General features: G+C 62.0%; 26 protein-coding genes. 18 read left to right on the forward strand and 8 right to left on the reverse strand.

Translation table 11 applies throughout. The features are described from left to right. The first annotated feature begins 4 nt into the window (after nucleotides 1-4). On the forward strand, nucleotides 5-490 hold the full coding sequence (locus tag ACT53S_RS04240) for a F0F1 ATP synthase subunit B (protein WP_142070474.1): 486 nt from the start codon (nucleotides 5-7) through the stop codon (nucleotides 488-490). An 84-nt stretch (nucleotides 491-574) separates the two neighbouring features. Next, nucleotides 575-1,057 (forward strand): hypothetical protein, encoded by a 483-nt coding sequence (locus ACT53S_RS04245; protein WP_476066028.1) that lies wholly within the window; start codon nucleotides 575-577, stop codon nucleotides 1,055-1,057. Between the two features lie 10 nt (nucleotides 1,058-1,067). Here ACT53S_RS04245 and ACT53S_RS04250 read toward each other — a convergent pair whose 3' ends face one another. Next, complete coding sequence (locus ACT53S_RS04250; protein ID WP_476066029.1) at nucleotides 1,068-1,754, reverse strand: ribonuclease HII; 687 nt, start codon at nucleotides 1,752-1,754, stop codon at nucleotides 1,068-1,070. A 143-nt stretch (nucleotides 1,755-1,897) separates the two neighbouring features. After that, the gene (locus ACT53S_RS04255) at nucleotides 1,898-3,055 is read right to left on the reverse strand and encodes a PA0069 family radical SAM protein (RefSeq protein ID WP_476066030.1); all 1,158 of its coding nucleotides are present in this window, start codon (nucleotides 3,053-3,055) and stop codon (nucleotides 1,898-1,900) included. A gap of 130 nt (nucleotides 3,056-3,185) precedes the next feature. Between ACT53S_RS04255 and ACT53S_RS04260 the strand changes: the two genes are divergently transcribed. Next, nucleotides 3,186-3,707 carry a glycosyltransferase family protein gene (locus ACT53S_RS04260; protein WP_113376050.1) on the forward strand — a complete coding sequence of 174 codons (522 nt, stop codon included), beginning with the start codon at nucleotides 3,186-3,188 and terminating at the stop codon, nucleotides 3,705-3,707. A gap of 12 nt (nucleotides 3,708-3,719) precedes the next feature. Here the strand turns inward: ACT53S_RS04260 and moaB are convergent, their stop codons facing one another. The 4 genes from moaB to ACT53S_RS04280 form a co-directional block, all read right to left on the reverse strand. Then, a complete protein-coding gene (gene moaB / locus ACT53S_RS04265; protein ID WP_113376051.1) occupies nucleotides 3,720-4,265 on the reverse strand; it encodes a molybdenum cofactor biosynthesis protein B in 546 nt (181 codons plus the stop codon). Then, nucleotides 4,262-5,176 (reverse strand): 4-(cytidine 5'-diphospho)-2-C-methyl-D-erythritol kinase, encoded by a 915-nt coding sequence (locus tag ACT53S_RS04270; protein ID WP_476066633.1) that lies wholly within the window; start codon nucleotides 5,174-5,176, stop codon nucleotides 4,262-4,264. Before ACT53S_RS04270 ends, moaB begins: the two co-directional genes overlap by 4 nt. 5 nt (nucleotides 5,177-5,181) lie before the next feature. Then, nucleotides 5,182-6,993 (reverse strand): tetratricopeptide repeat protein, encoded by a 1,812-nt coding sequence (locus ACT53S_RS04275; RefSeq protein WP_476066031.1) that lies wholly within the window; start codon nucleotides 6,991-6,993, stop codon nucleotides 5,182-5,184. Nucleotides 6,994-7,110: 117 nt separating this feature from the next. Further along, a complete protein-coding gene (locus ACT53S_RS04280; protein WP_113376054.1) occupies nucleotides 7,111-8,127 on the reverse strand; it encodes a polyprenyl synthetase family protein in 1,017 nt (338 codons plus the stop codon). Between the two features lie 126 nt (nucleotides 8,128-8,253). On the opposite strand from ACT53S_RS04280, the gene ACT53S_RS04285 reads away from it, so the two are divergent. From ACT53S_RS04285 to ACT53S_RS04315, 7 genes are all read left to right on the forward strand, one after another. Then, a complete protein-coding gene (locus ACT53S_RS04285; RefSeq protein ID WP_113376055.1) occupies nucleotides 8,254-8,484 on the forward strand; it encodes a putative signal transducing protein in 231 nt (76 codons plus the stop codon). Nucleotides 8,485-8,490: 6 nt separating this feature from the next. After that, entirely contained in the window at nucleotides 8,491-9,297 is an 807-nt protein-coding gene (locus ACT53S_RS04290) for a tRNA1(Val) (adenine(37)-N6)-methyltransferase (protein ID WP_476066032.1), read from the forward strand. Between the two features lie 95 nt (nucleotides 9,298-9,392). Next, nucleotides 9,393-10,256, forward strand: a complete 864-nt coding sequence (locus tag ACT53S_RS04295; protein WP_476066033.1) for a S49 family peptidase — start codon at nucleotides 9,393-9,395, stop codon at nucleotides 10,254-10,256. Between the two features lie 36 nt (nucleotides 10,257-10,292). Continuing rightward, nucleotides 10,293-10,490: a hypothetical protein gene (locus tag ACT53S_RS04300; RefSeq protein WP_113376057.1), complete on the forward strand. Its 198-nt coding sequence runs from the start codon at nucleotides 10,293-10,295 to the stop codon at nucleotides 10,488-10,490. Between the two features lie 119 nt (nucleotides 10,491-10,609). Continuing rightward, nucleotides 10,610-11,749, forward strand: a complete 1,140-nt coding sequence (locus ACT53S_RS04305) for a sensor histidine kinase (protein WP_476066034.1) — start codon at nucleotides 10,610-10,612, stop codon at nucleotides 11,747-11,749. A 125-nt stretch (nucleotides 11,750-11,874) separates the two neighbouring features. Continuing rightward, nucleotides 11,875-12,807, forward strand: a complete 933-nt coding sequence (locus tag ACT53S_RS04310; RefSeq protein WP_142070988.1) for a glycine--tRNA ligase subunit alpha — start codon at nucleotides 11,875-11,877, stop codon at nucleotides 12,805-12,807. Nucleotides 12,808-12,912: 105 nt separating this feature from the next. Then, a complete protein-coding gene (locus ACT53S_RS04315) occupies nucleotides 12,913-13,299 on the forward strand; it encodes a hypothetical protein (RefSeq protein ID WP_476066035.1) in 387 nt (128 codons plus the stop codon). A gap of 40 nt (nucleotides 13,300-13,339) precedes the next feature. On the opposite strand, the gene ACT53S_RS04320 is transcribed toward ACT53S_RS04315, so the two are convergent. Next, a complete protein-coding gene (locus ACT53S_RS04320) occupies nucleotides 13,340-13,741 on the reverse strand; it encodes a response regulator (RefSeq protein WP_113376060.1) in 402 nt (133 codons plus the stop codon). Between the two features lie 28 nt (nucleotides 13,742-13,769). Continuing rightward, nucleotides 13,770-15,782, reverse strand: coding sequence for a sensor histidine kinase (locus ACT53S_RS04325; protein ID WP_476066036.1), 2,013 nt, complete (start codon nucleotides 15,780-15,782; stop codon nucleotides 13,770-13,772). A 201-nt stretch (nucleotides 15,783-15,983) separates the two neighbouring features. Here ACT53S_RS04325 and ACT53S_RS04330 point away from each other — a divergent pair, with 201 nt between their 5' ends. The 8 genes from ACT53S_RS04330 to ACT53S_RS04365 all read left to right on the forward strand — a co-directional run bounded on the left by ACT53S_RS04330 (nucleotide 15,984) and on the right by ACT53S_RS04365 (nucleotide 23,694). Further along, complete coding sequence (locus ACT53S_RS04330) at nucleotides 15,984-16,535, forward strand: LemA family protein (RefSeq protein WP_476066037.1); 552 nt, start codon at nucleotides 15,984-15,986, stop codon at nucleotides 16,533-16,535. Between the two features lie 35 nt (nucleotides 16,536-16,570). After that, nucleotides 16,571-17,836: a 3-phosphoshikimate 1-carboxyvinyltransferase gene (locus tag ACT53S_RS04335; RefSeq protein WP_476066038.1), complete on the forward strand. Its 1,266-nt coding sequence runs from the start codon at nucleotides 16,571-16,573 to the stop codon at nucleotides 17,834-17,836. Beyond that, on the forward strand, nucleotides 17,833-19,767 hold the full coding sequence (locus tag ACT53S_RS04340) for a DUF2207 domain-containing protein (RefSeq protein WP_476066039.1): 1,935 nt from the start codon (nucleotides 17,833-17,835) through the stop codon (nucleotides 19,765-19,767). The genes ACT53S_RS04335 and ACT53S_RS04340 overlap by 4 nt, the downstream gene beginning before the upstream one ends. Before the next feature lie 52 nt (nucleotides 19,768-19,819). Then, nucleotides 19,820-20,101 (forward strand): type II toxin-antitoxin system RelE/ParE family toxin, encoded by a 282-nt coding sequence (locus tag ACT53S_RS04345; RefSeq protein ID WP_476066040.1) that lies wholly within the window; start codon nucleotides 19,820-19,822, stop codon nucleotides 20,099-20,101. 14 nt (nucleotides 20,102-20,115) lie between these two features. Next, nucleotides 20,116-20,421 carry a HigA family addiction module antitoxin gene (locus ACT53S_RS04350; RefSeq protein ID WP_476066041.1) on the forward strand — a complete coding sequence of 102 codons (306 nt, stop codon included), beginning with the start codon at nucleotides 20,116-20,118 and terminating at the stop codon, nucleotides 20,419-20,421. A gap of 96 nt (nucleotides 20,422-20,517) precedes the next feature. After that, a complete protein-coding gene (gene glyS / locus ACT53S_RS04355; protein ID WP_476066042.1) occupies nucleotides 20,518-22,782 on the forward strand; it encodes a glycine--tRNA ligase subunit beta in 2,265 nt (754 codons plus the stop codon). 105 nt (nucleotides 22,783-22,887) lie between these two features. Beyond that, complete coding sequence (locus tag ACT53S_RS04360; RefSeq protein WP_476066043.1) at nucleotides 22,888-23,154, forward strand: type II toxin-antitoxin system ParD family antitoxin; 267 nt, start codon at nucleotides 22,888-22,890, stop codon at nucleotides 23,152-23,154. A gap of 45 nt (nucleotides 23,155-23,199) precedes the next feature. Next, the gene (locus ACT53S_RS04365; protein WP_476066044.1) at nucleotides 23,200-23,694 is read left to right on the forward strand and encodes a 2-thiouracil desulfurase family protein; all 495 of its coding nucleotides are present in this window, start codon (nucleotides 23,200-23,202) and stop codon (nucleotides 23,692-23,694) included. The last annotated feature ends 42 nt before the right edge of the window (nucleotides 23,695-23,736 follow it).

A 23,736-nucleotide genomic window follows, 5' to 3' on the forward strand; every position in this document is an offset into this window, starting at 1 on the left:
GAGCATGCATCTCGACGCAACTTTCTACGCCCTCGTCGGCCTGATCATCTTCCTCGCCCTGCTCGCCTATCTCAAGGTGCCGGGCATGATGGCGAAGGCACTCGACGAGCGCGCTGACAAGATCTCCGCCGAACTGGCGGAAGCCAAGCGCCTGCGCGAAGAGGCCCAGCATCTGCTGGCCGAATACCAGCGCAAGCGCAAGGAAGCCGAAGCGGAAGCAGCAAGCATCGTCGCCGCTGCAGAACGCGAAGCAACAGCGCTCGCTGCCGAAGCCAAACAGAAGACGGAAGAGTTCATCGCCCGTCGCAATGCGCTCTCTGAGCAGAAGATCAAGCAGGCCGAAACCGAGGCCGTCAACGCCGTACGGTCGGCGGCCGTGGATCTCGCAGTCGCTGCGGCCGAGAAGGTCCTGGCGAAGAAGGCCGACGAAAGCGTGCAGCAGGCGCTGTTCAAGGCCTCGCTCGGTGAGGTAAAGTCGCGCCTGAACTGAGTTCGGGCGGCGTCACGAGCGCCGAAGATTTTAAACGCCCCGATCGGTCACCGATCGGGGCGCTTTTCGTTTGGAGGCACCGGCATGGCATTGCGTTCTCTCGGTACGTTTGCGGCCGTGGCCGCGCTTGTCGGCCTGACATCGCTCAAGGCGGTATGGGCTGATGAGAAGCTCTCATGGCTTGGTTGGAGCGGCGAGGGGGCGGCGTCGCTTGCTTATGGCCTGGCAGAAAGCGATCACGTCCTGCTCTCACTGGCCTGTGAGAAGGCCGGAAGCCCCATCCGCCTCGTCTATCCCCATGAACCCGAACAGCCGGTGGAAGGCGGCACCTACCAGTTGACGCTGAAGACGGAGAAGCAGGCGCTGTCGCTCACGATGACAGGCACCCGGCTGGAAATGGACGATCTCTTCATCCTCGAAGGCGAGTTGCCGAAGGGCACTGATCTCGTTGCGCTTCTCACCGCCGGAAAGACGTTGACAGTCGCCGTGGACCAGGACGTGACGGAACTTCCCCTCGATGGCGCGGCCTCGGCCGGTTCCGCCTTGTTCGAAATCTGCGGTCGCTGACTCCATCGGTCTAGAGCGCGGTTGCCGGGGCAAGTTCGGTATCTGGACCAGGTTTCAGCGGCCGGAAACTCATCCGATGCAAAGGGCAGGGGCCGTGCGCGACGATTGCGCTGCGATGGCGGTCTGTCCCGTAGCCGGCATGCAGATCGAAGCCGTAATCGGGATAGACCAGCCCCGCCCGAACCATCATCCGGTCGCGCATCACCTTGGCAACGATCGAAGCGGCGGCAATCGACACCGAACGCGCATCTCCCTTCACCACCGCCTCGCCGGAACAGCCGAGGCCGGGTGGCACGTCGCGACCGTCGGTCAGCACATGCCGTGCCTCGAGGCAAAGGCCGGCCACGGCACGGCGCATGGCATCAAGGCTCGCCTTGCGAATGTCGATCAGGTCGATCCGACGGGGCGAGGATGACGCGATGGATACGGTCGCCGTGGCGATGATCTCCTCATAGAGGGCCTCGCGCTGGCGGGCGGAGAGCTTCTTGGAGTCGTTCAGTCCCGCCGGAATGTGCTTGGGGTCGAGAATGACCGCCGCCGCCACGACGGGTCCTGCCAGAGGCCCGCGTCCCGCCTCGTCCGTGCCGGCGACAGGCCAGGAGCCTCGCCGCTTGGCCCGGCTCTCCAGGGAAAAATCCGGGACCAGCGGCAGGTCTGGAAAAAGGCCAGGAGAATCGGGTGGCGTGCGCGTTTTCATGCGGCAGAAATCGCACGCGCACCCGACCTCCTGCAAGTCCCCGGTCCCTTCGGCCATTGACGACCTCAGGGGCGGCTTACCAGGGACCACATCCGGTGCGAGGCGGCGGACAACCGCACCGGAATCTCAAACGATACGCCCTATCAGAGCAGGGAAAGCTGAACCCCGTCGCTGTTCGGCGACAGAAAAAGATCCTCGCGCAGATGCAGGCTGCGGCGAAGAAGTCCGAGCCGCTTTGTTGCCATCTCGAAGCGGCGGCTGATCTGCCAGGCATAGGGACCGGCACCCTTCATCCGCTTGCCGAATTCGGCATCGTAATCCTTGCCATCCCGCATGGAGCGCACCAGCGACATCACGTGGCGATAGCGGTCCGGATAGTGCTGCAGCAGCCAGTCGCGAAACAGCGGGCTCACTTCGAGCGGCAGGCGCAACAGCACGTAACTCGCCTCGGACGCACCAGCAGCCTTGCCGCTGTCGAGGATCCGTTCGATCTCGTGGTCGTTCAGCGCTGGAATGACGGGCGCCATCATGATGGCCACGGGAATGCCGACTTCCGAAAGTGTCTTGATCGCCTCCAGGCGCTTTGCAGGCGTCGAGGCGCGCGGCTCCATGGTCCGGGCGAGCTTGCGATCGAGCGTGGTCACGGAAATGCCGACCTTCACCAGACCCCGCTCCGCCATCGACTTCAAGATGTCGATATCACGCAGGATCAGCGCCGACTTCGTCACGATCACCACCGGATGATTGGCCTTGTCGAGGACCTCCAGGATCTGGCGCATGATCCGCCATTCCCGCTCGATCGGCTGATAGGGATCCGTATTCGTGCCGATGGCGATCGGCTTCACCTTGTAGCCGGGCTTCGACAGTTCCCGTTCCAGAAGCCGCGGTGCATCCGGCTTGGCAAAGAGCTTCGCCTCAAAGTCGAGGCCGGCCGACAGGCCCATGTAGCTGTGCGTCGGCCGGGCAAAGCAATAGATGCAGCCGTGCTCGCAGCCGCGATAGGGATTGATCGAACGGTCGAAGGGAATGTCTGGGGAGTCGTTGCGGGTGATGACAGTGCGCGGCTTTTCAACCTGCACCTCGGTCTTGAACGGAGGCATCTCCTCCAGCATCTGCCAGCCGTCGTCGAAGGCCACGCGCTCGAGCTTTTCGAACCGCCCGGACGGATTGATGCCGGCTGCTCGTCCACGCCGGCGATCGATGTCGATCCGCAGGCCGGATGCGCCCATGACTGCATCGGCAATATCTGCCGTATTGCCGGGCTGAAAGGCAGCCTGGCTCACAAGAGACAGCTCGTTCATGTTTGCTCCTCACGGGCTTCGCCGGCCCGTTCAATGACTTTATTCCTAAGCCACAAAAGAGAACAATGCAAGAACAAACTTCATAAATCTGTCAGTGGCAAAACTTTGTGCAATGCGATAGATGTAGGCAATGCTGACAGTCATCATGGAATGCCGCGATCAGGAACCGGAACTTGCACAGACGCTGTCGGTGCTGGTGGCTGGTGCTGTCGAGGGGTTGGTCAGCGATGTGGTGGTGCTGGATCACGGTTCGCAGGACGGTTCTTCCACGGTTGCGGATGCCGCAGGCTGCCGCTTTTATCAGCAATGGGACATGAAGGACGTGCTTGCCAAGGCGCGTGGCGAATGGTTGCTTCTGGTCGAACCAGGTGCGCGCCTCGGTCCGGGCTGGGTCGATGAGGTGGCGGAATATGTGGCTCTGAACGGCGTGCCGGCGCGTTTTTCCGAGTCGAGAACCTACAGGCTGCCGTTCTACCGCCGGATCACGCGCAGCCGCCCGCCGCTGGAAACCGGTTTGCTGATCCCCAAGCGCCAGGCATTGGCCGTCGTCGATTCGCAGACGGATCTGCTGCAACTCGCGAGGGGCCACAAAGCCCGGCGGCTGGCGAGCGAGATCATCCCCTCCTGGGTCGCGCGGGAGGCCCGCCGTTGATCGGCAGCAGCCTCAGCTTCCCCGCTTCAGGTGTTCGTCCAGTCGCGGCATGATTTCCACGAAATTGCAGGGCATGTGGCGGTAATCGAGCTGCAGCCTGATGATCCCGTCCCAGGCATCCTTGCAGGCACCGGGCGAGCCGGGGAGCACGAAGATGAAGGTGGCGTTCGCAACGCCACCCGTTGCTCGCGACTGAATGGTCGACGTTCCGATCTTGTCGTAGGAAATGCGATGAAAAACCTCGGAGAACCCGTCCATCTTCTTTTCGAAGAGCGGCTCCAGTGCTTCCGGTGTGACGTCCCTTCCAGTAAAGCCCGTGCCACCGGTGGTGATAACCACGTCGATCTCGGGGTCTGTCGTCCAACCCTGCACCTGCTCGAAAATCGCCGCCTTGTCGTCCTTGACGATCGCCCGCGCCACCAGGCGGTGTCCGGCCTCGGCAATTCGAGCCGCCAGCGTATCGCCGGATCGATCGTCGGCGGCCGTTCGTGTGTCGGAAACGGTCAAGACGGCGATGCCGACGGGAATGAAGGGGCGGCTTTCGTCAATCCGGCTCATGAAAGCTCTCCAGCGATCGTATGGCTGAGCAAGACATACCAGTCGGGACGGAAGCTGGACAGGGCGAGCGCCGCGCGAAGTGCCGCAGGCTCGCTGTCGTAAAGGCCGAAGCAGGTGGCGCCGGAGCCCGACATGCGCACGAAGCCGGCCAGGCTCTGACTGAGATAATCGCAGGCCTCGGCAATCTCGGGTACCAGCAGTTCCGCCGGCGGCTGCAGGTCGTTGCGAAGTTCGCTCAGTCCGGCCAGCCAACCATTGCTGCTTTCTCCCGAAGGAAGGATGCCGATTGCCGGATTGTCCCGCCGCGAAAGCCGTCGAAAGATCTCCGGCGTTGAGACAGGCAGCATCGGGTTGACGAGCACGATCGGGAAGGAAGGCAGTGCGACAGGTTCCAGGGCCTCGCCGATCCCCTTCGCGCGAAGCGGTCGCGACGTCAGGCACATCGGCACATCCGCGCCAAGTCTCAGGGCAATCGCTTTCAGCCGTTCATCGGGAAGCTTGGCCTGCCACAGCCGCATCAGCCCGCGCAGAGTGGCGGCTGCGTCGGCTGAGCCGCCGCCAATCCCGGAAGCAACCGGAAGGTTCTTCTCAAGCGTGATCGCGACGGGTCCATGGCTTTGACCGCTCTCATCGAGTGCCGCCCGCAAGAGGTCGCGAGCCCGCAGCACAAGATTTCCCTCTTGGCCGGCAGGATCGAGCGCAAGCACCGGGCCGAACCGCCCGGCAAGAGAGAAGCTGTCCTTGTCAGAGGAAACGAAGCGCAGCTCGTCACCATCCTCGGCGAAGGTCACGAGGCTATCGATCAGATGATAACCGTCCGCGCGCTGGCCGGTGACATGCAGGGCAAGATTGATCTTGGCCGGAGCGGTCTCTTCGACCTTCTCCGGCAATGTCGCCTTAACAGCCGTCATCGGCATCAGGTCTTCTTGTCGTCTTTCTTGGGCTCGGTCGCCGGCTCGGCATTGACCTTGGCGGCATCGGCCTCGATCGGGGGCAGCCCCTTTTCGATCTTCGCCTGGATCGCCGGAACCTGGGACTCTTCAGGTTCGGACGCCAGCGCCCGCTTCCACTGGAATGTGGCCTCGAGTTTGCGGCCGACGCGCCAATAGGCGTCACCCAGATGATCATTGATCGTGGCGTCGCCCGCTTTCAGCTCGATGGCGCGCTCCAGCTCGGTCACCGCTTCGTCGAAACGGCCCATCCGGTAATAGGCCCAGCCGAGCGAATCGACGATGTAACCGTCATCCGGGCGAAGCTCCACGGCCTTCTTGATCATCTCCAGGCCTTCCTGGAGATTGCGGTTCATGTCGACCCAGGAATAGCCGAGATAGTTCAGCACCTGCGGCTGATCGGGGTTGAGCTCCAGCGCCTTGTGGAAATCCGGCTCCGCCTTGTCCCACTTCTTCAGGCGCTCATAGGCAATCCCGCGCTGGAAGAAGACCGACCAGTGGTTGCGTGTCGGTGCGGGGCCGATGACCTCCACCGCCTTGTCGTAATTCGCAGCCATGGCCGCGTAATCCTTGGCATCGGACAAGACGCTGCCATAGGCGAGATAACTGCGCACATCCTTCGGATCGGAAGCGATCAGCTTCTGAAGATGGGTGCGGGCCTCTTCCACTTTCCCGGTTTCAGCCAGTGTCAGGCCAAGCTGCAATTCGGAGATCCGGCGCATCGGCGAGGTCTCGGGCACCTGGCGGTAGAATTCGATCGCCTTGTCCGGCTGACCAGCCTTTTCCGCGATGCCGCCGAGCAGGATCAGCGTGTCTGCCGCGTCCTTGTCCAGCGCCCGCGCAAACTGCAGGTAAAGCATGACAGTGTCTTCCGCGCCATCGCGGTTCAGCGCGCCGCCGATGGAAAACAGGATGCCGGCAGCCCCCTGAGCAGCCGTCTCGACGACCGGCTTCGGCTTTCGCCCGGCCTCGATCTCGTCACGTAGCGCTTTGAAGGGCGCAAAATTGGTGATCAGTTCGTCGCCGGCCGAAAGCGCATCGAGCGCCTTCTGCTTGTTGCCGGCATTGGCTTCGAGCGTGGCAAGCGCCATGACGGCACGGGCATAGGTGTCGGGTGCCGTCGCACCGCCATTCTTGTCGGTCACGGTTTCGGTGAAGGCCTTGCGGGCGGTGTCCTCGTCGCCGATGACGCTCGCGATGGCGCCGATATTGTAACTCTTGAAAATGCCGTACCAGCTCGGTCCTTTGAGATCCTGCAGCTGTTTCAGGGCGTCCTTGCCCTTGTCTTCGCCGACCTTCGTCCAGGCGATCAGCAACTCGTTCATCAGTCGATCGAGATCGTTAGGACCTTCGTATTTCAGCGATTTCATCGCCTTTTCGTAATGGCCGTCGCGGATCGCCTGGAAGCTCAAGGCGACCGAGGTCACCCGTTCAACGGCCGGATCCTTTTCGAGCAACTTGGCGAGCTTTGCGCCCTCGTCGAAATCGCCGTTCATGAACAGGGCGATCATCAGACGCTGCTGCAGTTCCAGCTCGTTCGGAGAGAAGTCCAGGGCCTTCTTGTAGAACTGGATGGCATTCGGGTAATCGCGATCGGCCTCTGCCGTCCGTGCGGCGAGAAAGGCACCTGCAAAGGAATCGACGGTTCCGTAATCGAAGCTTTCCGTGCTCTCAGGGGCTGAAGCCTTCGAAGACGATGCCGCCTGCGAGAATGAAACGCCGAGGAGCAGCGCCAGTGCAGTGCCGGCGAGGATGCGAAGGGCGGGGCTTTGCCGCATGAACGAGCCTTTCAGGAACCGGTGAAGAGCAGTCTCGCCCACTCGGACGACACGCAATGATTCACGCACAGAATGGCTTTTTTGAAGCAGCCCCGCAAGGCGATCCACAGGTCTGCGTCAATTGACGCGGGAAATGCAGAAATCGATCACGTCGTTCAGCGCATCCTTCCACGGCGAGTTCGGCAGCGGCGCCAGCGCGTCACGCGCGATCTTGCCGTAATGCTGCGCCCGCTGGATCGTGTCGTTGAGCGCGCCGTATTTGCCGATCAGGCCAAGGGCCTTTTCGAGCCTGACGTCGTCGTTCTGCCCGCCTTCGATCGATTCTTTCCAGAAGTCGCGTTCCGCAGCCGTGCCCCGTCGATAGGAGAGGATGACCGGCAGCGTGATCTTGCCCTCGCGGAAATCGTCGCCGACATTCTTGCCGGTTTCGGCAGCCTTGCCACCATAATCCAGCACGTCGTCGACCAGCTGGAACGCGAGCCCCAGGTTCATGCCGTAGGATTTGAGCGCGCTGCGCGTCGCCTTGTCGGTCCCCGCAACGATGGGGCCCACCTCTGCGGCGGCTGCAAAAAGCGCGGCCGTCTTCGCGCGGATGACGGCCAGATAATCGTCTTCCGTCGTTTCCATGTTCTTGGCGACGGAGAGCTGCAGCACTTCGCCTTCGGCAATCACGCAGGCAGCCGTCGAGAGAACATCGAGCGCATCCAGCGAGCCGACCTCGACCATCATTCGGAAAGCCTGGCCAAGCAGGAAGTCGCCGACGAGCACGCTGGCCTGGTTACCCCAGATCGTGCGGGCGGTGGACTTGCCCCGACGCAGATCGCTTTCGTCGACCACGTCGTCATGCAGCAGCGTCGCCGTATGCATGAATTCGACCGAGGTCGCGAGCTTGATGTGGTGATCGCCCTCGTAGCCGAACATGGCGGCCGTCGCGAGCGTCAGCATCGGCCGAAGGCGCTTGCCGCCGGACGAAATCAGGTGATTGGCGACTTCCGGGATCATCTGTACGTCGGAGCCGGCCTTGGACAGGATCAGCTGGTTGACGCGCTCCATGCCGCTTTTCGTCAGGTCTACCAGAGGCTTGACGGATGCCTGTTTGTTTTTGCTTTCCTCAAGCGGTATGACTACGCCCAACGCACCGGACTCCTGTTCAGTTTGGTCGCCGACCATAAAAAGCCGGGAGGGCCACGGCAAGGGGCGAATTGCCTCGGTCCGGGGCGTAACGCGGGTTTTACCTGTTAACAGTGAGTTCTGAAATCCATGCATGAGATCATTCGCAGCAATGACGTCGTCCTGCTCTCCTTTGCCGAAAGCCTGATGCGCGACGCCGGGATCGCCACGATGATCGCCGATCAATCCATGAGCATTCTGGAAGGATCGCTCGGTATGTTGCAGCGCCGCCTGCTGGTGGATTCCGACTGTGTCGACCAGGCGCGCCGCATTCTGACCGATGCGGGCTTGGGCGCAGAACTGCGCGACCGCGAGGACTGAGTCGCCATGGCGGCAGGTAGAGAGCCGTTGAGCGAGCAGCCAGTGCAGGAAACGGTGGACGCTTTCCATCGTGGCCGCTTCCATCTCGTTCAGCCCGTCGGACGCGGCCACCGGGCCGGCATGGACGCCATGCTGCTCGCGTCGCTTGTCGTTGATGATCGTAGGGTCCGCGTGGCCGATCTCGGCGCTGGCGCAGGAGCCGCAGGCCTTGCCGTTGCGGTCCGTCTGCCAAACGCCTCGGTTACTTTGGTCGAGCGCTCTCCCGATATGGCCGCTTACGCTCGCAAGAGCCTGGCACTCGCAGAAAACATCGACCTTGCCGAGCGTGCCGAAGTCGTTGAGGCCGATGTCACCCTGACTGGCCGCGCCCGTGTCGCTGCCGGCCTCGCCGATGACAGCTTTCACCACGTCATCATGAACCCGCCCTTCAACGATCCCGGTGATCGCAAGACGCCGGATGCCTTGAAGGCGGAAGCCCATGCGATGACCGAGAACCTGTTTGAAAGCTGGATCCGGACCGCTGGCGCCATCATGATCCCCGGTGGCCAGCTCTCGCTGATTGCACGGCCCCAGTCGATTGCCGAAATCATCGCCGCCTGCGGGAGGCGTTTCGGCGGCATCGAGGTCACGGCGATCCACCCGCGCGAGGGCGAAAATGCCACCCGTATCCTGGTCACCGCGATCAAGGGCTCCCGCGCCCGACTGCAGCTGCGCGCACCGCTTCTGATGCATGACGATCCGCAGAGCCATGCCTTTGCACCCTTCGTCGACGATCTCAACAACGGGCGCGCCGGATACCCGCGGCTGCGTTGAAAACACTGATTTTTCCAGGCGCGCCATTGTGTTTGCGCCGGCGCATCTTACATCTCCTCTCGATATTGAAGATCGTGAGGAGTTGAGACGCGACCATGGCAGACTTTCTGAAACGGCTGGTTCCCAAGCGCTTCCAGAAGAAGGGCACCGTCATTCCGGTCGTCCGGCTGCATGGCCCGATCATGAGCGGTGGTTCGCGCTTCCGCCCGGCGCTCAACCTCTCCTCCATCGCCGGCCAGCTGGAAAAAGCCTTCGGCATGAAGGACAGCCCGGCCGTGGCGCTGTCGATCAATTCCCCCGGCGGTTCTCCCGTCCAGTCGCGCATGATCTATGACCGCATCCGCGCGCTCGCCGAGGAGAAGAACAAGCGTGTCCTCGTCTTCGTCGAGGATGTCGCAGCCTCCGGCGGCTACATGATCGCGATTGCCGGCGACGAGATCATTGCGGACGCCACCTCCATCGTCGGCTCGATCGGCGTGGTCTCCGGCGGTTTCGGCTTTCCCGAACTCCTGAAGAAGATCGGCGTCGAACGCCGCGTCTACACCGCTGGTGAGAACAAGGTGATCCTCGATCCGTTCCAGCCGGAAAAGGAAAGCGACATCGAATATCTGAAGACCCTGCAGCTGGAGATCCACGAGATCTTCATCGATATGGTCAAGGCTCGCCGTGGCGGCCATCTCGCGGATGATCCGACACTGTTTTCCGGTCTGTTCTGGACAGGCCGTAAGGGCCTGGAGCTCGGTCTCGTCGATCGCCTCGGCGGCATGCGCGAGGAGATCAAGACCCGTTACGGCAAGGATGCCCGCCTCGAACTCATCGGCGCGCCGAAGGGCCTCTTCGGTCGCCGCGCCCCAGGCATCGGCGCATTCGGGTCGACGGATCAGATCGCCGCACAGGCGGTTGCCGGTCTTGCCGAGACGCTCGAAGAAAAGGCACTATGGGGCCGTTACGGTCTCTGACCGGAGCGGAGTGCGGCGGCTGACAGGCGAGGGGACATGGCGCAGCTGATATTTTTGACGATCCTGGTCGGTGGCGCCTGGCTGCTCTACCGCCGCTTCGTGGCCGATGCCGAAAAGCTGGCGGCAAGATCCCGTGCCGAGGAAAAAGAGCGTGAAAACCAGGCGATTGGAACCTTGATCCAGGATCCGGAGACAGGCGAATATCGCCCTCGACGTCCGGACGACGATGACTGATCAGGCCATGCAGACGGATGAGCGGCTGAGCAGGTTTTGATTGTCACGGCGCAAGAGTTAACCTAAGTCATTGCAGTATCGCGAATATTGCGTTCGCAGGCATCCGAAGTTGGAGTCCCATGAGCTACACGACGCAGCTGGACGGCGTGACGGGCCAGATGGCGGAAGAGATCCGCTCTTTCGATTGGGGCAAGACATGCCTTGGGCCGATGTCTTCGTGGCCTTTGTCCCTGCTGACGACCCTGCGCCTCGTTCTGACGACGCGCCAACCCATGTGCTTCTGGTGGGGCGAGGACCTTCTGCAGTTTCATAACGACTCCTATCTTCCTATGATTGAAGGCCGGGAAACCAGTCCTCTCGGACAGCCAATTCGTCAATATTGGGCTGATGTCTGGGAGGGAGTGGAGCCCTTCGTGAAGCGCGCGCAGGCAGGCGAGGGAACCTGGATGGAAAACCTGCCGCTGCAGGTCCATCGCAATGGTGCACCGTCAGAAAGCTATTGGACCTTTTCCTACAGCCCCCTTTACGACGACAACGCGCAGATTGCCGGTCTCTTGAACGTGGTTACGGAGACAACGGCCTCTGTGGTCGGCCGAAAGGCTTTGGAGGAGGCCTATCTCGAGGCGCAGAGGCATCTCGATCAGCGTGAGCAGCATGAAGAGGAGCTGAAGCTTCTCAACCGCGAGCTGGCCCATCGCATGAAGAACACGCTGGCCATGGTCCAGTCGATCATCAGCCAAAGCCTGCGCAATGCCCCGTCCATATCGGAAGCCGCCACAACGATCGGAGCGCGGATCCAGACGCTGGCCAAGGCGCAGGACGTGTTGACCGGCATGAGCGTGACGGCCGCCGAAATCACCGCCATCGCGAAAACAGCCGTCGCACCGCATGTCGACGGCGACGACCGCATCACGATTACAGGTCCGCAGGTCTATCTCTCCGCCCAGCAGGCGCTCGGTCTTTCGCTTGCGATCCACGAACTGGCGACCAATGCCACCAAATACGGCGCACTGTCCCGACCGGAAGGCCGTGTCGTGATGACCTGGGACAAGCAGCCCGAGAACGGCTTCACCTTCGACTGGCGGGAAAGCGGCGGACCTCCCGTCACCGAACCCGCGCGACGCGGCTTCGGCTCGAGACTGACGGAACGCGTCGTCTCCGATCTCTTCCAAGGCCAGGCGGCGATCCGGTTCAATCCGGAAGGTGTGACCTTCTCCCTGGTTGGCAAGCTGCACAATGCCGACGACCTCGAGCACTGAGCAATCCCCGCATCCGTGATCCGCTTGCCGAGACGCTTGACCCTTCGGTCCGCTCATGGCACCAGACGGGCCGCAACTTGAGCAACCCGATGGATAGCCTGATGAACACGCCCCTTGCCCCGCACATGGACCCGAAGCGCTCCTTCCAGGCGCTGATCCTGACGCTGCATGCCTATTGGGCGGACAAGGGCTGCGCGGTGCTGCAGCCCTACGACATGGAAGTCGGTGCCGGCACCTTCCATCCTGCAACGACGCTCCGCGCGCTCGGCCCCAAGCCCTGGCGTGCTGCTTACGTTCAGCCCTCGCGTCGCCCCTCGGATGGCCGCTACGGCGAAAACCCGAACCGCCTGCAGCATTACTACCAGTATCAGGTCATCCTGAAGCCTAACCCGTCCAACCTCCAGGAGCTCTATCTCGGCTCGCTGAAGGCGATCGGTCTCGACCCGTTGCTGCACGACATCCGCTTCGTCGAAGACGATTGGGAAAGCCCGACGCTCGGCGCCTGGGGCCTCGGCTGGGAATGCTGGTGCGACGGCATGGAAGTCTCGCAGTTCACTTACTTTCAGGCCGTCTGCGGCATCGACTGCTCGCCGGTCTCGGGCGAACTGACCTATGGTCTTGAGCGCCTCGCCATGTATGTCCAGGGTGTCGACAACGTCTATGACCTGAACTTCAACGGTCGCGAAGGCGAAGAGAAGATCTCCTATGGCGACGTCTTCCTGCAGGCCGAGCAGGAATATTCCCGCCACAACTTCGAATTCGCCAACACCGAGATGCTGCATCGCCATTTCATCGATGCAGAGAAGGAATGCCAAGCGATCCTCGCCGCCGGCGCCCCCTTGGACACGGAAAACCAGCGCCTGCACAAATGCGTCTTCCCGGCCTATGACCAGTGCATCAAGGCCTCCCACATCTTCAACCTGCTCGACGCCCGCGGCGTCATTTCGGTGACCGAACGCCAGGCCTATATCGGCCGCGTCCGCGCGCTCGCTAAAAGCTGCGGCGAGGCGTTTCTGCTGACCGATGCCGGTGGGGTGAATTTCGGCCGGGCTGCCTGACGAAGCTTCAGCAAAAAGATGACGGATCGATCTTCATGCTCAATTCAACCTTGAATTGAGCATGAAGATCGCTAACATCTCTCTGGACGATCGAAGGGGGACTTCATGAACGTTAGCCGCCATATTGCTGCGTGCGCGTTGACTGCCATATTGATCGGCTCCGCCGCTCCTGCGCTGGCCCAGACCTCTGAATGGATGTCGGGACGAGTCGTGTTCAAATATGCCGACAAGCTCGGCAGCAATGGCATGATCGTGACAAAGATGGAGTGCAAGGACAGCGGCGAGCGCGGCCTTGGTGTCGAAAGCGCACTTGTCAGGCTCCACTATGGGCCGAACAGCGCCAACATCGACTGGCGTATCGACGGTTGGAACAACCTCGATGAAAACCGCAAATACTGGGAGAGCAAGGGCTTCAAGCTAGCCTCATACTCGGTATTCAAGCGGGCAAAGTCTGGGCTGCGCCTGTTCTGCACGGTCTATAACGAGAAGTGACGCAGCTCCCGTCCTCTGGCTCGCGGTCGGCATCGGGTTCCTAAAACTCCAGCCCCGCCGCCACCCGGTTCTCGATCCGGACCACGAGGCCGTGGATCTTCGCCATCAGCACGTCGAAATCGATCGGCTTGGTCAGGTAGCTTTCGGCCCCGGCACCTAATCCCTCGATCATCTTTTCCCGATCGGCCAGCGCCGTCAGGAAGACGAAAGGCATGTTGGAGAATTGCGGATGGTTGATCTGCAATTCGCCGAGCATCGAGATGCCGTCCATCTCCGGCATGGTGATGTCGGAAATGACGATGTCCGGCCGGTCCTTCAGAATCCTGTCCAGCCCTTCCTTGCCGTTTTCCGCCTGCAGCACGCGAATGCCTGCGTCCTCCAGTTCCTCGACGATCAGTTCCCGGACGTCTCTTTCGTCTTCGACGCAAAGTACCGTGATCATGCTGTCCTCCTCTTCTCCCCATCGGGGATCACGCGGCATGAACCTCCGCTGCCGCCTCGGTTTCGGTTGCCCTGGCCGGTCCCTTGACCGGCAGGACGAGGGTGAAAGTGGTGCCCTTGCCGCGCTGGCTCTCGACGAAGATGTCGCCGTCATGCAGCGTGACGATTTGCTTGACGAGTGACAGCCCGATTCCCGTACCGGCGATGCCGGTCGAGGTGCGGGCGCGGAAATAGGGTTGAAAGAGCTTGTCGATATCCTCGGCATCGATCCCGACGCCTTCGTCCTTGACCGAGAGGAAGACGAAGCCTTCCTCTTCCCAGCCGCGGATCAGGATATCGGGCGCCCGCGGCGCATATTTGATCGCGTTCGACAGCAGGTTCGTGATCACCTGGGAGATCCCGAGTGCATCGCAGCGGATCATCGGTGGCAGGGCTTCGATATCGGTTTCGAAGCGGTGATGTGGCGAAGACAATTTCTGGCGCTTGATCGCCTGTTCGATCAGCTTGTGCAGCGCGCAGTCGACCAGCGAAAGCTCCGCCTTGCCGGTCTCGATCCGTCCGGCCGACAGAAAACTCTCCATGAGTTCGACCATACGAGCCACCGCCGAGCGGATCTGCTGGGTCTTGTCGCCGAGAAAGGCCGCGTCGATCCCGCCCTTCTTGCGCAGGAGGCGTTGCGCGGCCCCGTCGATGATCGCGAGCGGCGTGCGGAACTCGTGGCTCGTCATGGTGACGAACTGCCGCTGCATGGCATTGATGTTCTTTTCCTGCTGCAGCGCTTCTTCCAGCGCCGCCGCCTGGGCAGCAATCTCGGCCGTGCGCTGGCGAACCGTCTTTTCCAGCTCGTCGCGATTGCGGATCAGGTCCTTCTCCGCCCGCTTGCGCACGGTGATGTCCGTATAGCTCAGCACGTAGCCGCCATTCGACAGCGGTTCGGAGCGCACCGCGAGCACCTTGCCGCTCGTCCGTTCGCGCTCGAAACTGTAGGGCAGGCCAAGTTCCGCCTGCTCGACGCGCTCGCGCACCATGGCCTCGTGGTCACCATCGCCCCATTCGCCGCGGCAGGCATTGTAGCGCAGGATGTCCTCGAAGGAGGAGCCGGGCGGAAACAGTTCCGGCGGAATGTTCATGAGGTCGTAGAGCCGCCGGTTCGCCATCAGGAGGCGGGACCGGTTGTCGAACACGCCGATGCCGCCCGGAATGGCATCGAACACCTGCTCGAGCAGGCCGAAGGCCTTGCGCTGATCAGCCGTGGCAATGGCCACCTCGGCGAAGATATCCGCCTCCTGACCCTTGATCCGCCAGACATGCACTTTCACCGGATAGACTGTACCGTTGCGTCGGCGCTGGATGCTGTCGAAGGATATCTTCTGCGTCCGCCCCAGCATCAACGGCACCAGTTTCGATCTGTAATCCGCCTCGGTAAGCCCGGCTTTCAGCTCCGCTGGAGTCATCTCCGACAGGGCATGGAGTGAATACCCGGTCCTGACACTCGCTGTGGCATTGGCCCGATTGATCTGCAGGCTTTGCGGGTCGAAGACATAGATCTCGTCTGTCGAAAGCTCCACCATGTCGAGCAGTGTGCCGGTACAGCCGTTGCGGTGCGCGATGATGATCCCGATTTCCTCCGCAAGCAGGCGCAGGATGGCCAGCTTTTCCTGGCTCATCCGTTTGGCCGTTCGGCCGAAGAACACCACCGTTCCGGTGCGAGACCCGGAAGGGTGCTGGATTGGCAGGACGTAGACAGCGGGTCGCTGTCTGCCATGGCCGAGGGGTTGGAGGCCTTCCTCGGGGCAGATATCGAGCGGCAGCGACAGATCGTCCGCAGCATGTTGGTGCAGCAGGCGATGACGGTCCTGCTGGCCATCGGCGATATAGACGGCACAGCCCGGAGAAAGGTCGAATGGAGCGATCGTGGTGATGATCACGCCGACGTTTGTCAGCACCTCCGTCAGGCGGCGTTCGGGTGTGGCGGCGCGGAGGATATCCCGGTTGGCCAGGAGAGCCCAGACTGGCATCTCGTTCCACGTCATCTGCGGCATGTGCATGCCCCGCTTGATCGCTGCTCGGATACTTACTTTAGGTCATCCGAATTAACCGAACCAAACGGTCTTCGCTGCAATTTGAGCGAATCGTGTTCTTTGCTGCCGATGTCGACCATGTGTGGCGCTTGCGTCTTCCATCATGACTTTCCAGAAGCAAACGGCTAACGTGCGGCCACTTCAGCAGGGGACCTCCGCATCATGTTCACGTCACTGGCCATCATCGCCGCCATCGGCCTTTATCTCGTCTTCGTTTACAACGGCCTGGTGAAGGCCCGGCAGATGGCCGAGGAAGCCTGGTCGGGCATCGATGTGCAGCTGAAGCGCCGCGCCGACCTGATCCCCAACCTGATCGAGACGGTGAAGGGGTATGCCGGTCACGAAAAGGGCACGCTCGAAAGTGTCGTCGAGCTGCGCAACAAGGCCCAGGCCGTGCCGGCGGGCGACGTCGCCGGCCGCGCCCAGGCGGAAGGCCTGCTGGGTGCCGCCCTCGGCAAGGTGATTGCGCTCGCCGAAGCCTATCCGGACTTAAAGGCCAACGAAAACTTCCTCGAGCTGCAGAAATTGCTCGAAACCGTCGAGGGGGAGATCCAGATGTCGCGCCGCTATTACAATGGCGCGGCCCGCGATCTGAACGTCAAGGTCGAGAGCTTCCCCTCGAACCTCGTCGCCGGTCAGTTCGGCTTCTCGAAGAAACCCTATTTCGAGATTGCCAACGAGGCCGACCGTGCGGTACCGACGGTCAAGTTCTGACGTCCACACAAGGACGCGCTTGAGAGACTGAATTGATGACGACTGACAGTGTGACCATCCTTCCGCCCGCCCATGCCCTGACCGGCAAGGTGAGCCCTCCGGGTTCGAAATCCATCACCAATCGAGCTTTGCTTCTGGCGGGTCTGGCGAAGGGCACGAGCCGCCTGACCGGCGCGCTGAAAAGCGATGACACCCGTTATATGGCCGAAGCGCTCCGCCAGATGGGCGTGACCGTCGAAGAGCCGGATGCTACCACCTTCGTCGTCACGAGTTCGGGCGAGTTGAAGGCACCGGAAGCCCCGCTTTTCCTCGGCAATGCCGGCACCGCCACACGCTTCCTGACGGCCGCTCTCGCCCTCGGCCATGGCCGCTATGTCGTGGATGGCGACAAGCACATGCGCAAGCGCCCCATCAAGCCTCTGGTCGAAGCGTTGAAATCGCTCGGCGTCACCATCGAAAGCCCGACCGGCTGCCCGCCTGTGACGATCGATGCCACTGGCCGTTTCGAGAAGAACCATGTCGTGATCGATGCCGGCCTGTCGAGCCAGTATGTCTCCGCCCTCCAGATGGCCGCGGCCTGCGGTTCCGAGCCGTTCACCATCGAGCTTGCCGGTGCCGATATCGGCGCCCGCGGTTACATCGACCTGACCATGTCGGCCATGCGCGCCTTCGGCGCCAAGGTCGAGCAGCCGACACCATCGTCCTGGGTTATCCAGCCGACGGGCTATACCGCGACCGATTTCCACATCGAGCCGGATGCTTCTGCCGCCACCTATCTCTGGGGCGCGGAAGTGCTGACCAAGGGCCGGATCGACATCGGCACGCCGTCTGACGCCTTCACCCAGCCCGATGCCAAAGCCTATGACGTCATTGCCCAGTTCCCCAACATGCCCGCCGTGATCGACGGCAGCCAGATGCAGGATGCGATCCCGACGATTGCCGTGCTGGCTGCCTTCAACGAGACACCGGTGCGCTTCGTCGGCATCGAGAACCTGCGCGTCAAGGAATGCGACCGCATCCGCGCTGTCTCCACCGGCCTCAACAACATCCGCGAGGGCCTGGCGAAGGAAGAGGGCGACGACTTGCTCGTCTTCTCCGATCCATCTCTATCAGGCCAGTCGCTGCCGGCTGAGATCGACACGTTTGCCGATCACCGCATTGCCATGAGTTTCGCGCTGGCGGGCCTGAAGATCCGCGACATCACCATCCTCGACCCCGCCTGTGTTGGTAAAACCTATCCCGGCTACTGGGATGCGCTCGCCTCGCTCGGTGTCGACCTCGTCAGGAACGATCCGAAATGACCATGCTCCTTCGCCTGTGCTCCGCTTTCCTTCTTGTTCTCTGGATGGCATGCGGCGCGCAGGCCGAGGAAGTCATCCGCGATTACCACGCCGACATCACCGTCCTTCCCGATGCCTCGATGGAGGTCACGGAAACGATCACCGTCAATGCCGAGGGTGACAAGATCCAGCGTGGGATCTTTCGCGATTTTCCGCTTTACGCCCAGGACGCGCGCGGCTTTCGCCAGAAGGTCGATTTCGAATTGATCTCGGTGGAGCGGGACGGTCGCCCCGAGAATTTCCATACGGAAAACGTCACCGGTGGCATCCGGATCTATACCGGCTCGGCCGACGTCTTCCTGCGTCCCGGTGAATACACCTATACCATCACTTATCGCACCGGCCGCCAGATCCGCTATTTCGACGACCACGACGAGCTCTACTGGAACGTCACCGGCAATGGGTGGTTGTTCCCGATCGATCGCGCCGGTGCGACGGTCACGCTGCCCGACAACGCACTCCCGACTAAGACCACCTTCTTCACTGGCCCGTCAGGCTCGCAGGAGCAGAATGCCCGCGAAGTCCCGGGGTCGAATGGCCTCGAGTTTGAGACCACGCGGCCGCTCGGCCCAAGCGAGGGGCTGACGATCGTGCTGGCCTTCGACAAGGGGCTTGTCGCAGCCCCCTCGGCGGAGGACAGCACCTGGTGGTTCATCCGTGACAACCTGAACACGATCATCGGTTTCGGCGGGCTGGCCGTGATCTTCCTCTATTATCTCCGCTCCTGGCTGGCCGTCGGCCGCGATCCGCCGAAGGGCATCGTGGTACCCCGCTGGGATGCGCCGGATGGCATTTCGCCGGCACTCGTCAACTATATCGACAACACCGGCTTTTCCGGTGCCGGCTGGACGGCTCTGTCCGCCGCGGCACTCAACCTGGCGGTAAGTGGCTATGTCGAACTCGACGATCTCGACAGCAGCATCACCATCCGGCGGACGAAGAAGGCGATCGAAGGGAAGCTACAGGCCGGCGAGGCGTCGCTGATCGCCGATATCCCCTCGGCCGGCGACGCACTGGTGATCGACAAGGCCAATGGCAAGCGGGTCCAATCGGTCGGCAATCGCTTCCGTCAGGCGATCGAGAAGGAACACCGCAACAAGTACTACAATGGCAATGCCGGCTACACTTCGCTCGGCATCGGCCTCTCGATCGCCGTGGTCGCATCGCTCTTCATTTTCGGCGATCTCAGTGAAGACGTCTATGCCCTGATCTTCGTGCCGACCTTCTTCTCCGTCTTCTTCGGCACCTTCACCATCGGGCTGGTCAACGGGTTCCGGCGGGGCCGCTCGCTGTTCAGCAAGATCATCACCGTGGTTGCGCTTGCGCTCATCGGCTTCGTCGCTTTGTCGACCATGGCGCTGATGCTGATCTCGATGTGGATGGATCTGGAAGCCACCCACCAGTTCCCGGTCCTCGTCGCCTTCGGCGGTATCCTCCTGGTCAACCTCCTCTTCTTCTTCCTGATGGGCGCCCCGACCCCGCTCGGCCGCAAGCTGATGGACGGCATTGAGGGCCTGCGCATCTATCTGACGCTGGCCGAGAAGGACCGCATGAACATGGCCGGAGCGCCGACCATGTCGCCCAGCCATTTTGAAAAGCTTCTGCCCTATGCCGTGGCGCTCGGCGTCGAAAAGCCCTGGTCGCAGGCTTTCGAAACATGGCTGGCCACAGCCGCCGCCGGTGCCGCAGCCGCCAATTACAGCCCCGGCTGGTACCACGGCAGCAACTACGGCAATTTCGGAGACCGCATCGGCGGCTTCTCCTCCTCCATGGCTTCCACTATCGCCTCCACTATTCCCGCGCCGCCCCCTTCCAACTCCTCGTCCTCCTCGGGCTTCTCCGGCGGTTCCTCCGGCGGCGGCGGTGGCGGCGGAGGCGGGGGAGGGTGGTAGGTCTCGACAGATGTATCATATGATGATACATTTTTGATCTCGGAGGCTTCAGATGATCCGGTCCTATGCCAATGCAATGACGGAGACCGTGGCATCTGGCAAAGCGCCGAAAGGTTTCCCGGCGGATCTTTTGAGACGCGCAATCGTGAAGCTAACGCTGATAGATAATGCGACTTCGCTTAACGACTTGACCCGTCCTCCAGGCAATCGGCTGGAGCTTCTGAAGGGCGACCGGTCAGGGCAACATTCGATCCGGATCAACGACCAATGGCGGATCTGCTTTGTCTGGTCCGATAACGGTGCCGATAAGGTCGAGATCGTCGATTACCACTGAGAAGGAGACATGCCATGACCATCGTCCTGCCGCCCGTCCATCCCGGTGAGATTTTGCGCGACGAGTTTCTGGAGCCCATGGGCCTGAGCGCTGGCGCCCTCGCGCGCCTCTTGAACGTACCGCGCACGCGGATCGAGCGTCTGGTTGCCGAGCAGACGTCGTTGACACCCGATACCGCGCTGCGCCTCGCCCGCTATTTCGATATGTCGCCGCAGTTCTGGATGAACCTTCAGACCAGCTTCGACCTGAAGACGGAAGCGGAGGCGAAGGCCATAGAACTGGCTGCCATTCCCGTGCGAACCGATCTGACCGCCGCCTGATCCCCCACCAATTTACACCGATCCAAGGATGACTTTTGCCGCGCGGCTTGCTAAGTCCCGCGCAGCCTTTCGCAACAGTTCAAAAAGTCAGTCCCTATGCCCGATCTCCTGCTCGAACTCCGCTCCGAAGAAATCCCCGCCCGCATGCAGCGCAAGGCGGCTGGCGATCTGAAGAAGATGGTCACCGATGCGCTTGTGGATGCGGGTCTGACCTATGAGGGTGCGCGCGAGTACTGGACGCCGCGCCGCCTGACGCTCGATATCCGCGGTCTCACCGCCCGCTCGGCGGATATCAAGGAAGAGAAGAAGGGCCCGAGCGTCTCTGCGCCTCAAGGCGCCATCGACGGCTTCCTGCGTGGCGCGGGCCTCACCTCCATCGACCAGGCCACGATCAAGACCGATCCGAAGAAGGGCGATTTCTACGTCGCCTATCTGGAAAAGCCCGGCCGTGCGGCGGAAGAGATCATCGCCGATGTCATGCCGGGCATCATCAGAACCTTCCCCTGGCCGAAGTCGATGCGCTCCGGTTTTGCCTCCATGCCCAAGGGCTCCGGCTATGGCGGCATCGAGGGCAAGGGCATGGAAAGCCTGCGCTGGGTGCGCCCGCTGCAGTCGATCGTCTGCACCTTCGGCCCCGAACATGACGAAGTCCAGGTCATCCCCTTCGAGATAGACGGTATCGTTGCCTCGAACCTCACCTATGGCCACCGTTTCCACGCGCCGGATGCCATCACCGTCAAGCGCTTCGACGATTACGTCACCAATCTGGAACGCGCCAAGGTCATCCTCGATGCCGAGCGCCGCAAGGACATGATCCTGCACGACGCCCGCGACATCGCCTTCGCCAATGGCCTCGAACTGGTCGAGGACGAAGGTCTGCTGGAGGAAGTCTCCGGCCTCGTCGAATGGCCGCAGGTTCTGCTCGGCACCTTCGAAGAGGATTATCTCTCGATTCCCGCCGAGATCGTCCGTCTGACGATCAAGACCAACCAGAAGTGTTTTGTCGTGCGGCCGCAGGCCACCCACCTCCCCCTTGAGGGGGGAGGTCGCGCGGAACGCGCGGGTGGGGGTGACGCCTCGACGGCAGCGGGTCACCCCACCCCGGCCCTTCGGTCCGACCCTCCCCCTCAAGGGGAGGGTGTGCTCTCCAACCATTTCATCCTGATCTCCAACATCCAGGCCACCGACGGCGGCAAGGAAATCATGCATGGCAATGGCAAGGTCGTGCGCGCCCGCCTGTCGGATGCGCTGCACTTTTGGAAGCGCGACCAGGGCGACCTGCCTGACCTCGATACGCTGAAGGCCTCTGCCACGAAGTTCGACCTGGATCTCAAGAAGCCGCTCGACCAGCGCATGGCCAAGCTCGATGCGCTCAACGTGACCTTCCACGCCAAGCTGGGCACGCAAGGGGAACGCGTCGCGCGCATCCGCGAACTGGCGAAGGTACTGGCCCCGATCGTCGGCGCCGATGCCGCTCTCGTTGACCGCGCCGTGGTGCTGGCCAAGGCCGATCTTCGCACCGAAGCTGTTGGCGAATTCCCCGAACTCCAGGGCGCCATGGGCCGCAAATACGCGCTGCTGCAGGGCGAAAACGCCTCCGTCGCCGCTGCCATCGAAGACCACTGGAAGCCGAACGGCCCGTCCGACCGTCTACCGGAAGACAAGGTGGGGCTGACGGTCGCACTTGCCGACAAGCTGGATACGCTCGTCGGTTTCTGGGCAATCGACGAAAAGCCGACTGGCTCGAAGGATCCTTACGCCTTGCGCCGTGCGGCACTGGGTGTGGTGCGGATGATTTTGGAGAAGGGCATTCGTCTGCCCATCGCATCGGTCGCCAAGGATGCCGACCTCCTCTCCTTCTTCCACGACCGCCTAAAAGTCTATCTGCGCGATCAGGGCGCCCGCCACGACATCATCGATGCCGTGCTGACGCCCGAAGCCGACGACCTCTTGATGGTCGCCCGCAAGGCCGAGGCGCTTACCGCCTTCATCACCTCGGAAGACGGCCTGAATCTCTTGGCCGGCACCAAGCGCGCCACCCAGCTTTTGGCCGCCGAAGAGAAGAAGGGCACCGTCGTCGCCGATGGCGTTTCGGAAGCACTGTTGAAGCTCGATGCCGAAAAGGCGCTCTTTGCCGCCATCCAGTCCGCCTCGAAAGCGGCTGCAGACGCCGTGGCATCGGAAGACTTCCGCTCCGCCATGCAGGCGCTCTCGACGCTGCGCGGGCCCGTCGACACATTCTTCGAGGACGTGCTGGTCAATGACGAGGACGCCGCCATCCGCGCCAACCGCCTGGCTCTCCTGAAGGCTATCCGCGAGGCGACAGCCACGGTCGCCGACTTCTCCAAGATCACAGGCTGATGACTTTGGACCCCGCTTCGGCGGGGTCTTTCGTTTCGCGCGGCGAGTTTTCCGAGATCGGCATCCTGTGCTAGATTTGATCGGCAGCCAGTTGGAGCGATCCCCATGAACAAGCCGGTTCAGGTCACCATTGCCGAACCCTATGACAGCTTTGTCGAGTCCCAGCTCCAAAGCGGCGCGTTGGAGTCCGCCGAAGACGTGGTCGAGGCCGGCCTCAAGCTTCTGAAGGAAGAGCAGGCACGGATCGAATGGCTGCGGAAGGCTCTGATTGAAGGTGAGAACAGCGGGCCGTCTGTGCCGTTTGATTGTGAGGAATTCAAAGCCCTCATGCGGGAACGCCATCTTCGTTCGCGAGCTTCTCAAGAAACCTAAGCTGCTGCAGACATCGCCTGCCGCAGCCACTTTGGTATTGCTAAAATGCCCCCCAAAATCCTCATCAGCGCCTGCCTGCTCGGCCGCCCCGTCCGGTATGACGGCAAGGGCAAGCTGCTGAATGATCCACGGATCGAACGCTGGAAGGCCGAGGGTCGCCTCGTCGGTTACTGTCCCGAACAGGCCGGCGGTCTGCCCACGCCGCGCCCGCCCGCCGAAATCGAAGGCGGCATGAACGGCGAGGATGTGTTGGTCGGCCGCGCCCGGGTGCTGGAGGTGACCGGCGGCGATGTCACCGCCGAATTCGTCGAGGGTGGAAAGAAGGCGGTCGCCTTTGCCCGCGAGCAAGGGTGCGACGCAGCGCTCCTCATCGACGGCAGCCCCTCCTGCGGTTCCGGCTTCATCTATGACGGCTCTTTCTCCGGCACCCGCCATCCCGGCTTCGGCGTTACCGCAGCCCTGATGCGTGAGGCGGGCATCGAGGTCTTCTCCGATCGCGAGCTCGATCGGGTCGCGGCCCATATCGAAGCGATGGGTTGAAACGAAAAGGCCGCCGGATCGCTCCGGCGGCCTCTTCGATTT

Source organism: Allorhizobium sp. DMC15, from assembly GCF_056314065.1.